Genomic DNA, 13,277 nt, shown 5'->3' with positions numbered 1-13,277 from the left:
GACGGCTCGGACGAGACCCGCGTCGCCGCTGCCCGCGCGCAATGGAAAGCGCTGACCGGGGCAGGGCATGCAGCGCAGTACTGGTCGGAAGAGGGCGGGCGCTGGGAAAAGAAGGCGGAAAGCGCCGCGCGCTGACGGGACCCAAATTTCTTAAGTAAGAAATTTGACAAAATCCTTACTTAAGGATTTTGGTCCCAGGTTGGTTAAGCGCGTACTAACGCGGACACCAGGAGTTATTTGAAATCAATTCGTTGCGGTCTCTGGGCACGGTGCCCACCTACTGCCGAAGGACCATCCGGTTGCCGACAAACTCCATGTGGAACTGGTCCAAATAGTCCATCCCCAGAAGCGAGCCGTCCATCTCTCCCTCGGTCACATAGGCCCGGAACCCCTCGTTCCGGAAGGGTCCAAGCTCGATCACCGGCAGGGTGACCTGCGCGGTCCGGACGATCCCGTTGGCAGTCGAAGCCTCGCCCGTGAACATCAGGCTCTCGGGATCGATCCCGAGGGCGCTGGCGTCGTCCAGGCTGAGGACCAGCCCCGAGGCACCGGTGTCGACCATGAAGGGCACGTCCGTCTCGTTGATCCGAAGTGTCAGGTAGTAGTGCCCGTCCTCGGCCCGCGGCACCTCGATCGCGCCACCCGCCTGGATCTGCACCGGCATGATGTCTTGCCGGATATCGGTCCAAAGCCCGTAGCCCGCCATCATGCCCAGAAAGATCAGCCCCCAGGCCAGCGCCATCCGCAGCGCCTGACCCATGCGCTGGCGGAACTCGACCAGGACCCAGCCGCCAAGGGCCACCAGGATGATTGCCAGATAAGCCACGCGGGCCAGGGTATCGCCGTCCATCAACGTCTCCGGTTTTCGCTCATATGGGGGTGGGAGGGTGTCATGAAAAGATCAGCCGATGAGCCCGGTGCCCCGCACCCCGTCGATCACGAACTGCACCGACAGGGCGGCCAGCAGCATCCCGAGAAGGCGGGTGATCACGATGGTTCCGGTCCGGCCAAGCATCCGTTCCAGGGGCGGCGAGGCAAGGAGGAACGCATAGGTCACCGCGATCATCCCCAGCATCAGCCCCAGCACCGCGATGGTGCCGCCCCAACCTGGTCCCGATTGCCCGACAAGAAGGATGACCGACGCAATCGCCCCCGGCCCGGCGATCAGCGGCGTGGCCAGCGGGAAGACCGAAGGGTCGTGGTCAGGCTCGGCATGCTGCCCCTCGCGCCTTTGGGTGCGCCGTTCGAAAAGCATGTCCAGCGCGGTGAGGAAGAGAAGGATCCCGCCCGCGATGCGGAAGGCGGGCATCGAGATGCCGATGAAGGTCAGGATCGCCTCGCCCGCGAGCCCGAAGAGAAGAAGGAGCGCCGCCGCGATGATGCAGGCCCGCTGCGCCATCGCCTGCCGCTTCTCCGGCCCCATCCCGCGGGTCAGCGCGATGAAAAGGGGGACAAGGCCCGGCGGGTCGATCACCACGAAAAGCGTGGCGAAGGCCGTGATCAGGAAGGCGGTCTCGGGCATTGGCTCTCCGGTCTGACGGGCAGGGTAGTCCGGCAGACGGGGCTTTGGAAAGTGGAACCTGCGCGGCTGCGAAACCTCGGCCAGGTTGCGGGATCTGGGGTAGGGGCAGCGGCTTGGTAGACGCGGACCAAAGGACTATAGATACGTTTGTATATACAGGCCGTAGATATGCGCTAAGCCGCTGCTTCTTCGAGCTTTTCCTGCGCCGCAAGCCACATCGCCTCGGCCCGGTCGAGAGCTTCCATCACTTCCGCGTACTTCCTGTTCCAGGTCTCAAGCTCGCCCTTGCGGCTGTCCTCATAGAGAGCCGAGTCGGCAAGCTTGGTGGCCAGCTTGTCCCGCATCTCGTTCAGCTTCTTGAGCCGGTCTTCGCATTTGCGGACATCGGACTTGAGCGCGAGCAGCTCGTCTCGACTGGCTTTCTTTGGCTTTTCAACAGGTTTAACGGCGGTCTTCGTATCCTCATCGCCCGCAAGAAGCTGGCGGCGATAGGCTTCGAGGTCTTCGGTGTAAGGCGTGACCGCGCCGCCTTTGACCAGCCACAGCCGGTCGGCCACAAGGCTGAGAAGGTGCATGTCATGGCTCACCAGGATCACGGCGCCGGGGTATTCAGTCAGCGCTTCGACCAAAGCCTCGCGGGATTCGATGTCGAGGTGGTTGGTGGGTTCGTCCAGGATCAGAAGGTGCGGGGCGTCGATCGTTGCCAGAAGCAGCGAAAGCCGCGCCTTCTGCCCGCCAGAGAGACGACCGACGACCGTATCGGCCTGATCGGCCATCAGGCCAAAGCCCGCAAGGCGGGCACGGAGCTTTGCCTGCATCTCGGCCGGGCGGAGGCGCTGGATGTGCTGCAGCGGCGTCTCGTCGATGTGGAGCTCGTCGACCTGATGCTGGGCGAAGTAACCGATCCGCAGTTTGGAGGAGCGGGAGAGCGTGCCTTCGGCAGCTTTAAGTTTGCCCGCCAGTAGCTTGGAAAGAGTGGATTTTCCTTCACCGTTCTTGCCCAGAAGGGCAATGCGGTCATCCTGGTCGATGCGCAGGTTCAGGCGACGCAGGACCGGCGGGCCGCCGTAGCCGACCGCAGCGCCGTCAAGGTTGATGATCGGGGGCGCAAGTTCCTCGGGGGCAGGGAAGGTGAAGACCACCTTCTTTGCATCCTCCGGGGCGGTGATCGGCGTCAGCTTCTCCAGCATCTTGACGCGCGACTGCGCCTGCACGGCCTTCGACGCCTTGGCCTTGAAGCGGTCGACGAAGCTTTGCAGATGGGCGCGGCGCGCCTCGACCTTCTTTGCTTCGGCCTGCAGCACGGCGCGGCGCTCGGCCATCTGGCGGGCGAACTGGTCGTAGGGGCCGGTCCAGTACGTCAGTTTTTTCTGGTCAAGATGCAGGATGCCCTGGACTGCGCGGTTCAGAAGGCCGCGGTCGTGGCTGATGATCAGGACGGTGTGGGGGTATTTCTGCAGGTAGCTTTCCAGCCAGAGCGCGCCTTCAAGGTCAAGGTAGTTGGTCGGTTCGTCCAGAAGCAGATAGTCAGGCTGGGCAAAAAGAACCCCCGCCAGCGCCACGCGCATCCGCCAGCCGCCCGAGAAGGCCGAGCAGGGCATAAGCTGCTGATCCGCATCGAAACCAAGGCCGTTCAGGATGCTAGCGGCGCGACCCTCGGCCGACCAGGCGTCGATGTCGGTGAGGCGGGCCTGGATCTCGGCGATGCGGTGCGGGTCGGTGGCGTGGTCAGCCTCGTGCAGAAGGCTCGCGCGCTCGGTATCGGCCGCAAGGACGGTGTCGAGAAGCGAGGTTTCCGACGACGGCACTTCCTGTGCCACGCCGCCGATCTTGGCACGCTGGGGCAGGGTGATCGTGCCGCCTTCAAGCGCAAGCTCGCCCCGGATCAGGCGGAAGAGCGTGGTCTTGCCCGCGCCGTTGCGGCCGACGAGGCCGACTTTGTGGCCGGTCGGAATGGTAGCCGAGGCGCCCTCGAACAGGGGGCGGCCTTCGACGTTATAGGTGATGTCTTCGATCTTCAGCATAGGGCGCGAAGTGCCCGATCAGCGCGCCAAGGTCAATGCCGGGGCCTTTTCAATGTGGGCCGGGCATGCTAGCAGCCGCGCGTCCCATTCCGGCGCGTGCCGCCGCAACTCATGGAGAGCCCTATGGCCACCGAACGCACCCTGTCGATCATCAAACCCGATGCGACCAAGCGCAACCTGACCGGCAAGATCGTTGCCAAGTTCGAAGAGGCTGGCCTGCGGGTCGTGGCCTCGAAGCGCATCCATCTGACCGCGGCCCAGGCCGGTGCGTTCTACGCCGAGCACAAGGAGCGTGGCTTCTATGGTGAGCTGTGCGCGTTCATGGCATCTGAGCCGGTGGTCGTGCAAGTGCTGGAAGGTGAAGGCGCGATTGCCAAGAACCGCGAAGTGATGGGCGCAACCGATCCGGCAGCTGCGGCCGATGGCACGATCCGCAAGGAGTTCGCGCTGTCCAAGGGCGAGAACTCGGTCCACGGCTCGGACAGCGAGGCTTCGGCTGCGCGCGAGATCTCGTTCTTCTTCTCGGGCCTCGAACTCGTAGGCTGAGAAGGGTGAATTTCTGGAAGCGGCCCGGTCGTCCTGTCCGGGCCTTTTTCATTGGCAAGGGCGCGTCCGATTATCGCATAATCAGTATTATGTAATGCAACTGAGGCTGGAAAGGCCTGGAACTGCGGGATATGACGCCGCGAAAGCTTTTGGAGCCTCGCCTCATGCCCTTCAGCCGTTCGATCAAGATTGCCCCGTCGATCCTTGCTGCCGACTTCGCGAACTTTGGCGCGGAATGCCGCGCGATTGAAGCTGAAGGTGCGGATTGGGTGCATGTCGATGTGATGGACGGCCATTTCGTGCCGAACCTGACTTTCGGCCCGGCGATGTGTGCAGCGCTTCGTCCGCACATCAAAGGCGTGATGGACGTGCATCTGATGATAGCACCCGTGGACCCGTACCTTGAGGCGTTCGCTGCGGCCGGTGCGGATATCATCACAGCGCATGTCGAGGCTGGGCCGCACATTCACCGCACCTTGCAAGCCATTCGTGCGCTTGGAAAAAAGCCGGGTGTCGCGCTGAACCCTGGCACTCCGGTGGAAGCCGTGGCCGAGCTTCTGGACATGGTCGACATGGTTTGCGTGATGACGGTAAATCCGGGCTTCGGCGGCCAGAGCCTGATCGAAAGCCAGCTCACGAAGATCGAACGGCTGCACGCGATGATCGGCGACCGGCCGGTGCATATCGAGGCGGATGGCGGCATCACACTGGCGACGGCGCCCGTGGTGGCCAGGGCGGGAGCGGATGTGCTGGTGGCGGGGTCTGCGGTCTTCAAAGGCGGTACGGCGTCGTCCCCCGCGGCCTACGGCGTGAACATCAAGGCGATCCGCGCGGCAGCCGAGGCAGCGGCCCACTGAGCAGCCAATCCCGGTTTTCAGGGCACGCTATCGATCGCAGGCATCGAAAGGCCCCTGCCGACTCGCTTGGGGCGGCTGATTTTCGACGATCAAGCCACCCTACCCCGCCTGATTGCGCGTTTGGCGCCCCGGTTGTAGCCCTCAAAATCCGCAATCTGGGCGTGTTTTGGTGACATCTTCCGTCATCTGGCCCAAATGGAGCACTGTTGCGGACCATTCGTCTCGACAATCCAAGGAAAGCAGACTTATCTCCGTCCAAGTCAAAGGTGCCCCAAGGTCAACCAGGACCGGCGGGCACGGCAGATGACAAGGAAACGAACCATGAGCGAGACCACGATCCTTGCCCTCCTGAACCGCATCGCTGCGTCTTCCAGCATCGACGACGTGTGGGAGCTGACGACCGCCTACTTCGCCAAGCTGGGCTTCAGGCGGGCGAACTATGGCTTCACCCGGTTCCGGCATCTGAAGACGATCGGCGATCCCGATGATGCGCTGTTCCTGACGACCTGCGATGCAGACTATGTGAAGCGCTATTTCCAGGGCGGGTTCTACGCCAAGACCCCGGTCTTCCGCTGGGCCGAGCACAACTCGGGCATCTGCACCTGGGCCTGGGTCAAGCAGGCCTTCGAGGCAGGCAGGCTTGCAGCGGACGAGGCCGAGGCGGTGCGGCAGAACATGGCTATGGGGGTGAACGCAGGCATCTGCGTCAGCTTCCCCGAAGTGTCGTCGCGGTCGAAGGGTGCGCTTGGCCTGATCGCGGACACGACGCTAAGCCACGCCGATGTCGAAGCGATCTTTGCCGAGAAGCGCGAAGAGATCCTGGCCGTTGCCAACATGATGCACCTGACGATCGTGCATCTGCCGCAGTTGTCCCGTCACCGGGCGCTGTCACCCCGCCAGCGCGAGGCTCTGGAATGGGTGGCGGATGGCAAGACGACGCAGGATGTGGCGCTTCTGATGGGCGTCTCGCCTGCCATGGTCGAAAAGCACCTGCGGCTCGCGCGTGAGGCGCTGGCGGTGGAAACCACAGCCCAGGCCGTGGCCAAAGGCGCGCTTCTGAACATGATCTTTCAGCGCCTGCCCGAGCTCGCCCAGGCCGCGCGGTAACCGCGGGGTAAGGAATTCCGCACTGGCTTGACCCTAGGTCATGTGCGACCAATCAGCCGTTCCTGAACGGTTGGCAGCTGAAAGGAACCCGGAACGGCGTGGTTTTTTGCTCGCTCCGGTTCTTTGGTCCTAAGGCCCAATATTTCAAAAGGGCCGACTTCATGTCTTGCCTGCTCATCCCCTTATCCCCAAGGGAGGTGGCGAGACCAGCGGCGCAGTCCTTCCCCGGGACTGCGCCGCGTTCATTTTGGGGGTCCGCTTGGCCACGGCACAAATGAAAAGGGCCGGCGCGACGCCCGCACCGGCCCCCTGCCCTCATTTCCGACAATCAGCCCTGAAGCGCCTTCGCCACTTCGGCGGCAAAGTCTTCCTGCTTCTTCTCGATGCCTTCGCCAACGGCCACGCGGGCATAACCGGTGATCTCGACGCCCGCTTCCTTGGCCGCGGCTTCCACGGTCAGGTCGGGGTTGATCACGAAAGCCTGGCCAAGCAGCGTGTTCTCCGCCAGGAACTTCTTCATCCGGCCCGGGATGATGTTCTGGTGGATCACCTGCTCGGGCTTCGGCTTGGCCGAGGTTGCGTTTTCTTCCAGCGCCTTGGCGGTCTGGACGGCAAGCTCACGCTCGACCACCACCGGGTCAAGGGTGGCTTCCGACAGCGACAGGGGCGAGGTCGCGGCGATGTGCATCGCGAACTGCTTGCCGATCTCTTCGGCCTTGGCGGCATTGCCCTTCAGCGCAACCAGCACACCGATCTTGCCCATGCCCGCGGTCGCCGCGTTGTGGACGTAGGACACGACCGTGTCGCCTTCCAGCACGTGGAGGCGGCGGAAGGTCATGTTCTCGCCGATGCGGGAAATGGCTTCCTGCAGCACGGTTTCCACGGTCTTGCCGTTCAGGTTCGCGGCCTTCACGACCTCGACCGAGTCACCCGTGGTCAGTGCCACGTTTGCCACGTCACGGACCAGCGCCTGGAAATCGGCGTTCTTGGCGACGAAGTCGGTTTCCGAGTTGATCTCGACCGCGACGCCGCGACCGGTGGTCACAGCCACGCCGATCAGGCCCTCAGCGGCTACGCGGTCAGCCTTCTTGGCGGCCTTGGCCAGGCCCTTGGTGCGCAGCCAGTCAACCGCGGCTTCCATGTCGCCGTTGACCTCGGTCAGGGCCTTCTTGGCATCCATCATCCCTGCGCCGGTCGATTCGCGCAGTTCCTTCACCATCTGGGCGGTGATCGTCATGTTTCCCACTCCTCGGAATAGATGTCCCGGCGGGTAGACCCGCCGGGTGACAGTAATGTGACGCGGGAAGCCTTAATCAGGCTTCGACAGCGGCTTCAGCGACGGCTTCTTCTTCCGGCGCCGCTTCCAGCGCACCAAGATCGACGCCAGCGGCGCCCATCTGGGCCGACATGCCGTCAAGCGCCGCACGGGCCACGAGGTCGCAGTACAGCGCGATGGCGCGCGCTGCGTCGTCGTTGCCCGGAATGATGTGGCTGACGCCCTTGGGCGAGCAGTTGGTGTCAACCACGCCCACGACCGGGATGCCCAGCTTCTGCGCTTCCAGCACCGCGAGGTCTTCCTTGCCAACATCGATGATGAAGATCAGGTCCGGAGTGCCGCCCATTTCGCGGATCCCGCCAAGCGAGGCCTGCAGTTTGGCCTGGTCACGCTCCATGCCCAGACGCTCTTTCTTCGTCAGGCCTTCGCCGCCCGCGCCCAGAACTTCGTCCAGTTGCTTCAGGCGCTGGATCGACTGCGACACGGTCTTCCAGTTGGTCAGCGTGCCGCCCAGCCAGCGGTGGTTCATGTAGTACTGCGCGCACTTTTCGGCGGCTTCCGCGATCGGCTTCTGGGCCTGACGCTTGGTGCCGACAAAGAGGATGCGACCGCCCTTGGCGACCGTATCGCGCACGACCTTCAGCGCTGCGTCCAGCATGGGCACAGTCTGCGTCAGATCGAGGATGTGAATGCCGTTGCGGTCGCCATAGATGAACTCGCCCATGCGGGGGTTCCAGCGCGCCGTCTGGTGGCCATAGTGAACGCCAGCTTCCAACAGCTGACGCATGGTGAACTCGGGAAGAGCCATGCCTTATCCTTTTCCGGTTTGATCCTCGGTGAAGCCGTCTTCAGAGCTTGCGCCCCAACCGGCGGACCCTACGGGATTTCTCCCCGCAAAAGCCCAAGCCCCACCTGTGAAGTGCGGGGGCCTTACCCTGCCCGAACTGGCGGTGCAAGCGAAAATTGCCCGCTTTTCCCGCAAAAAGCGTCTTCAAGCCAAATCCGGCCAGCCGATGTCGCATCCCGTGGCGCGAAGCCGTTCCGCCGGACTACCTTGCGGCGATGTTCGCACGCCGGAAGTGAAAGTCATGAAGATCAGATCCATCACCGCGACGCCCGTCAACATTCCGTTCCGTGCGCCTTACCGGTTCAGCTATGGCTCCATCGCGTCGCTGACGAAGACGGTGATCGAGCTTGTCACCGAAGACGGCGTCGTTGGCCTTGGCGAATGCGCCGATGGCGACCGGGCGGCAGATGTGATCGCTGCCGGGCAGAAGCTCATCGGCCTCGACCTGCGCGACATCGCCGCTGCCGAAGGCCGGATCGTCCCGGCGATGCGCTACACGCCCTGGGGCAACGTGACGGCCGCCCGGCGCGTTTTCGGCGGGATCGAGATGGCCATGTGGGACGCGCGCGGCAAGACCGAAGGCGTGCCCCTTCATCTCCTCCTCGGCGGCGCCGTCCGGACCGAGATCCCGCTTACCGAATACTTCAGCTACCGCTTTCCCGGCATTGACCCGGGCGAGGCCTCCCCCGCCGATGTCGCCCGCTACTGCGCCACGATGATCGAACGGCACGGGTCGACGGTCTTCGAGGGCAAGGTCGGCACCGTTTCGCTGACCGAAGAGGTCCAGATGGTCCGCGAGGTTCGCGCGGCCATCGGCGACCGCCCGCTGCAACTGGACGCCAACGGTGGCTGGACCGTCCCCACCGCCCGCGACGCCCTTGCCCGCTTCGCACCATACAACATCAGCTGGTTCGAGGAACCCGTTGAGACCTATGAGGAAATGGCCGACCTGCGCCAGCACTGTCCCATCGCGTTCTCTGCCCATGCAATCGATCTGCCGAAAGCCGTAGCTCTCCGCTGCCCCGACGCCATAGTCACCAACATCAACGAACACGGCGGCATCCGCCGCACTGTCGATTTCATCCGCTCCTGCGAGGCCTTTGGCGTCGGCTTCCGCTTCCACTCCGGCGAGACCGGCATCGCCAGCGCCGCCTATCTCCACCTCTCCGGCGCGCTGGAGCATGTCCGGGGCGCCAGCCAGACGCTCTTCCACTGGTATGCCGACGACGTCATCGAAGGCGGACCCTTCGCGCTGGAAAACGGCGTCACCCGTGTCCCCGACGGCCCCGGCCTTGGCGTCACCCTTGACCCGGTCGCCCTCAAGCGCTGCCACGAACGCTTCCTGACCGAGGGCACCTTCCCCAGCGGTCGCGACGGGGGCTACGGCAGCGGCTTTCGCAAACGCTGACCCTTGCACGGGCCGACGGCATCGGCGAGACAGGCGGCCATGACGGCTGACATCCTCTGCATCGGCTCGGTCCTCTGGGACATCATCGGCCGCTCTCCCACCGCGATGCGGCTTGGGTCGGACGTGCCGGGCCGGATCACACGGCTGCCCGGCGGGGTCGCCATGAACATCGCCATGACGCTCCGCCGCTTCGGCATGACCCCTGCCCTCCTCACCGCGATCGGGCGCGATGCCGAGGGGGATGAGCTTGTCGCCGCCTGCGACCGGATGGACCTTCTGACCGCCCATGTCTACCGCTCCGACGACCTGCCGACCGACCGCTACATGGCCATCGAAGGCGCAAACGGCCTGACCGCCGCTATCGCCGACGCGCATTCGCTGGAGGCTGCGGGCGACAAGATCCTCCGCCCCCTCGCCGATGGCCGCCTTGGCACGACTGCGGCCCCCTGGACCGGCCCCATCGCCCTTGACGGCAACCTGACCGAGAGCCTTCTGGCCGAAATCGCCGCCTCCCCCCTCTTCCGCGCCGCCGATCTGCGCGTGGCCCCGGCCTCACCCGGAAAAGCCGGGCGGCTCTTGCCGCTTCTGAAGCATCCGAACGCCACGCTCTATGTGAACCTTGAAGAGGCCAACATCCTCTCCCGCACCGACAGCACCACTGCGCCCGAAGCCGCCAGCGCGCTCCTCGCCCGCGGCGCGCATCATGTGCTGGTGACAGACGGAGGCCAGCCTGCGGCTGAGGGACGGAGGGGGGAAGGCGTGATCGAAGGCCATCCCCCACCGGTCCTTGTCACCCGCGTCACGGGCGCGGGCGACACGTTCATGGCGGCGCATCTGGTGGCCGAACGGGCGGGCAGCAGCCGTCAGGCCGCACTCGACCACGCGCTTCGGGCTGCCGCCACCTATGTGTCTGGAGATATCGGTTCATGACCTTGCCCCTCAAATTCTCACCCGAGGTCGCCAAGGCCCGCGCTGACGGCGCCCCGATTGTCGCGCTGGAAAGCACGATCATCACCCATGGCATGCCATTCCCCCAGAATGTGGAAACGGCGCGCCTGGTGGAAGCCGAAGTCCGCGCCCACGGAGCCATTCCCGCCACCATCGCGATCATGGATCGCCGCATCCACATCGGCCTGACCTCCGTTCAGCTTGACCAGCTCGGCCAGGCCACAAACGTCGCCAAGCTCTCCCGCGCCGACCTCGCGGCCTGCCTGGCCAGCGGCGGCACCGGGTCTACGACGGTTGCCGCGACGATGATCTGCGCCAAACTTGCGGGGATCGAGGTCTTCGCTACCGGCGGTATCGGCGGCGTGCATCGCGCGGCCGAGACAAGCTTCGACATCTCGGCCGACCTGCCCGAACTCGCCCAGACCCCCGTCACCGTGGTCGCCGCCGGGGCCAAGGCGATCCTCGATCTGCCGAAGACGCTGGAATATCTGGAGACCCATGGCGTACCGGTCATTGCCTTCGGGCAGGATGACTTCCCCGCATTCTGGTCGCGGTCATCCGGTCTGAAGGCCCCGCTCCGCATGGACGCCGCCGCCCAGATCGCCGCTGCGCACCTCCTGCGGGGGCGCCTTAACATTCCCGGCGGCCAGCTTGTCGCCAACCCGATCCCGCCCGCGGACGAGATCCCCCGCGCCGAGATCATGCCGCATATCGAGGCCGCCCTGGCCGACGCCGAAGCGCAAGGCATCGCCGCGAAGGCCGTCACCCCTTTCCTTCTCAGCCGCATCTTCGAGCTGACCCAGGGCCGCTCTCTGACCGCAAACATCGCGTTGGTCCTCAACAATGCGCGATTGGCCGCGCGGATTGCGGTGGAAATCGGCAAGGCGCGCCGCGATTCCTGAAAGCCCCCCTTTGCAAGGCCGAAGCCGACCCATAGATTGCACCCGTCCCCGCCCGCCGGAGCCTGAATGACAGACCCCCTACATCCCCGACGCCGCGGTCTTCTCGCCGGACTGCGGGCCAGCTTCCTGACGGGTCTGGTCGTCGTTCTGCCGGTCGGCCTGACAGCCTATTTCGCCTGGACGCTTGTCGGCTGGATCGACGGCTGGATCCTGCCCCTCATCCCGGCCTCCTATCAGCCCGAAGCCTGGATGGAATGGCTCTTTGGCCCCCAGGCGAACTTCCCGGTCCGCGGCGTCGGCGTTCTGGTCTTCCTGGTCTTCACCGTGATCATCGGCTGGATGGCCAAGGGCCTCTTCGGCCGGTCGGTGATCCGCTGGGGCGAGGATGTCGTCGACCGGATGCCGATCATCCGGTCGATCTACGGCGCGATCAAGCAGGTGGCCGAGACCTTCTTCAACAAGAAGGAACAAAGCTTCGACCAGGTCTGTCTGGTAGAGTTTCCCCGACAGGGCAGCTGGGCGCTTGGCTTCATCTCGACCCGGCCCAAGGGCGAGCTGGCGCAGCGACTGGCAGCACTTGGCCCGGATTACTCGGCGGTCTTCGTGGGGCTTACGCCCTTCACGTCGGGCATGCTTCTTTTTGTGCCGACGAAAGACCTGGTGATCATGGACATGAAGATCGACGACGCGGCGAAGCTGATCGTGTCGGGCGGGCTTGTCTATCCGATGCCGAAGGAACCGGCTTAGGGGTCAGACTGGTTTGCACCTAAGCCCTAGTCTCCGGCGAGCAGCTCGGAAATGCTGACACCTGCGGGCGTCTTCTCGCGGCCCAGGAACCTTTCGGCAGCCGCCTGACCCGCCGTCTTCAACTGCTCCAGAAGCTGAGGTGAGGGTGACAGCTTCGTCGCGGCCGAAAGCTCGTTCATCAAGCGGTCGTCCGAGATCATGTGGATGCGTATCTCCTTCATCAGCCCCCGCTCCATCCGGCCTTCGGCGATCAGACGGCGGACGAAGTTTATGGCGCGAAGTTCACCCAATAGGCTGGAATTGAAGCTGATCTCGTTGATGCGGTTCTGGATTTCGACCGGCGTGTCCGGCACCTCGTCGCGCCGCAAGGGGTTGATCGATACGACGATGATATCGTCGGGAAGGTCGGCCACATAAAGCGGGAACAGCGCCGGATTGCCCGCATAGCCGCCGTCCCAATAGGCCTGCCCCGCGATCTCGACCGCCTGAAACACCGTTGGCAGGCAGGCCGATGCCATCAGCGCCTCGGGCGTGATGTCGTCGCCCCGGAAGACCTTGATCTTGCCGGTCCGTACATTCGTCGCGCTGACAAAGAGGCGCGGCTCGTCCCCAACGCAGACCCGGCCGAAATCGAGATCGCGGATCACCGGTTCCAGCGGATTTTGCCAGCTCTTGCCCCAGGCGTAGGGCGAGTAGAACTGCGCGGCCATCCCCTGCGGTGAGACCGGGAGGATAGCCTCCATCGTGTCCTGCCAGAACCGCACCGCCGGCATGAACGGCTGGAGCCAGGGCACCATCCGGAAATCGCTGATCGCGCCGATCCGGTGCCAGAACTCGTCCAGCCGCTTCCGGGCCGCTTCGCGACCGCCGGCCATCAGCCCGGCCTTCAGGGCGGCACCGTTCAAGGCACCGGCCGACGTCCCCGATATCCCGGCAATCTCCAGATCTTCTTCCTGCAGCAGCCGGTCCAGCACCCCCCAGGTGAACGCGCCATGCGCCCCGCCCCCCTGCAGCGCCAGATTGACACGCCAGGTCATAGCGCCGTCCACCCGCCGTCGACCGATATCGTCGTGCCGGTTATCTGGTCGGCCGC

13 protein-coding genes and 1 pseudogene are annotated in these 13,277 nt (G+C 64.5%); 8 read left to right on the top strand and 6 right to left on the bottom strand.

Annotation, left to right across the window (positions count from 1 at the left end):
- Nucleotides 1–135 (top strand): annotated as a pseudogene (locus ACRCSW_RS04130) (DNA polymerase III subunit chi); the annotation flags it as partial.
- Between the two features lie 142 nt (nucleotides 136–277).
- Here the strand turns inward: ACRCSW_RS04130 and ACRCSW_RS04125 are convergent.
- From ACRCSW_RS04125 to ACRCSW_RS04115, 3 genes are all read right to left on the bottom strand, one after another.
- Complete coding sequence (locus ACRCSW_RS04125; RefSeq protein WP_438702831.1) at nucleotides 278–850, bottom strand: retropepsin-like aspartic protease family protein; 573 nt, start codon at nucleotides 848–850, stop codon at nucleotides 278–280.
- A 51-nt stretch (nucleotides 851–901) separates the two neighbouring features.
- The gene (locus ACRCSW_RS04120; protein ID WP_438702829.1) at nucleotides 902–1,522 is read right to left on the bottom strand and encodes a MarC family protein; all 621 of its coding nucleotides are present in this window, start codon (nucleotides 1,520–1,522) and stop codon (nucleotides 902–904) included.
- A 173-nt stretch (nucleotides 1,523–1,695) separates the two neighbouring features.
- Nucleotides 1,696–3,546, bottom strand: a complete 1,851-nt coding sequence (locus ACRCSW_RS04115; protein WP_438702827.1) for an ABC-F family ATP-binding cassette domain-containing protein — start codon at nucleotides 3,544–3,546, stop codon at nucleotides 1,696–1,698.
- A gap of 123 nt (nucleotides 3,547–3,669) precedes the next feature.
- On the opposite strand from ACRCSW_RS04115, the gene ndk reads away from it, so the two are divergent.
- The 3 genes from ndk to ACRCSW_RS04100 all read left to right on the top strand — a co-directional run bounded on the left by ndk (nucleotide 3,670) and on the right by ACRCSW_RS04100 (nucleotide 6,056).
- Complete coding sequence (ndk, locus tag ACRCSW_RS04110; RefSeq protein ID WP_438702826.1) at nucleotides 3,670–4,092, top strand: nucleoside-diphosphate kinase; 423 nt, start codon at nucleotides 3,670–3,672, stop codon at nucleotides 4,090–4,092.
- A 164-nt stretch (nucleotides 4,093–4,256) separates the two neighbouring features.
- Nucleotides 4,257–4,949, top strand: a complete 693-nt coding sequence (gene rpe / locus ACRCSW_RS04105) for a ribulose-phosphate 3-epimerase (RefSeq protein ID WP_438702824.1) — start codon at nucleotides 4,257–4,259, stop codon at nucleotides 4,947–4,949.
- A gap of 321 nt (nucleotides 4,950–5,270) precedes the next feature.
- On the top strand, nucleotides 5,271–6,056 hold the full coding sequence (locus ACRCSW_RS04100) for an autoinducer binding domain-containing protein (RefSeq protein WP_438702822.1): 786 nt from the start codon (nucleotides 5,271–5,273) through the stop codon (nucleotides 6,054–6,056).
- A 328-nt stretch (nucleotides 6,057–6,384) separates the two neighbouring features.
- Here the strand turns inward: ACRCSW_RS04100 and tsf are convergent, their stop codons facing one another.
- Together tsf and rpsB are read right to left on the bottom strand one after the other, a co-directional pair.
- The gene (gene tsf / locus ACRCSW_RS04095; RefSeq protein WP_438702821.1) at nucleotides 6,385–7,293 is read right to left on the bottom strand and encodes a translation elongation factor Ts; all 909 of its coding nucleotides are present in this window, start codon (nucleotides 7,291–7,293) and stop codon (nucleotides 6,385–6,387) included.
- A 76-nt stretch (nucleotides 7,294–7,369) separates the two neighbouring features.
- Entirely contained in the window at nucleotides 7,370–8,140 is a 771-nt protein-coding gene (rpsB, locus tag ACRCSW_RS04090; protein ID WP_438702819.1) for a 30S ribosomal protein S2, read from the bottom strand.
- A 280-nt stretch (nucleotides 8,141–8,420) separates the two neighbouring features.
- Between rpsB and ACRCSW_RS04085 the strand changes: the two genes are divergently transcribed.
- The 4 genes from ACRCSW_RS04085 to ACRCSW_RS04070 all read left to right on the top strand — a co-directional run bounded on the left by ACRCSW_RS04085 (nucleotide 8,421) and on the right by ACRCSW_RS04070 (nucleotide 12,184).
- A complete protein-coding gene (locus tag ACRCSW_RS04085; protein WP_438702817.1) occupies nucleotides 8,421–9,587 on the top strand; it encodes a mandelate racemase/muconate lactonizing enzyme family protein in 1,167 nt (388 codons plus the stop codon).
- 39 nt (nucleotides 9,588–9,626) lie between these two features.
- A complete protein-coding gene (locus ACRCSW_RS04080; RefSeq protein WP_438702815.1) occupies nucleotides 9,627–10,517 on the top strand; it encodes a PfkB family carbohydrate kinase in 891 nt (296 codons plus the stop codon).
- Nucleotides 10,514–11,437: a pseudouridine-5'-phosphate glycosidase gene (locus ACRCSW_RS04075; protein ID WP_438702814.1), complete on the top strand. Its 924-nt coding sequence runs from the start codon at nucleotides 10,514–10,516 to the stop codon at nucleotides 11,435–11,437. The genes ACRCSW_RS04080 and ACRCSW_RS04075 overlap by 4 nt, the downstream gene beginning before the upstream one ends.
- Nucleotides 11,438–11,503: 66 nt before the next feature.
- Nucleotides 11,504–12,184 carry a DUF502 domain-containing protein gene (locus ACRCSW_RS04070; protein ID WP_438702812.1) on the top strand — a complete coding sequence of 227 codons (681 nt, stop codon included), beginning with the start codon at nucleotides 11,504–11,506 and terminating at the stop codon, nucleotides 12,182–12,184.
- 26 nt (nucleotides 12,185–12,210) lie between these two features.
- Here ACRCSW_RS04070 and ACRCSW_RS04065 read toward each other — a convergent pair.
- Nucleotides 12,211–13,277 (bottom strand): patatin-like phospholipase family protein (locus ACRCSW_RS04065; RefSeq protein WP_438702811.1); only part of this gene is annotated, 1,067 nt, incomplete at its 5' end.

Origin of the sequence: Tabrizicola sp., assembly GCF_051645465.1 — a bacterium.
Classification (GTDB): Bacteria; Pseudomonadota; Alphaproteobacteria; order Rhodobacterales; family Rhodobacteraceae; genus Tabrizicola.
Note: the sequence above shows the minus strand (reverse complement) of the source record. Positions and strands in the feature narration are given on the sequence as shown.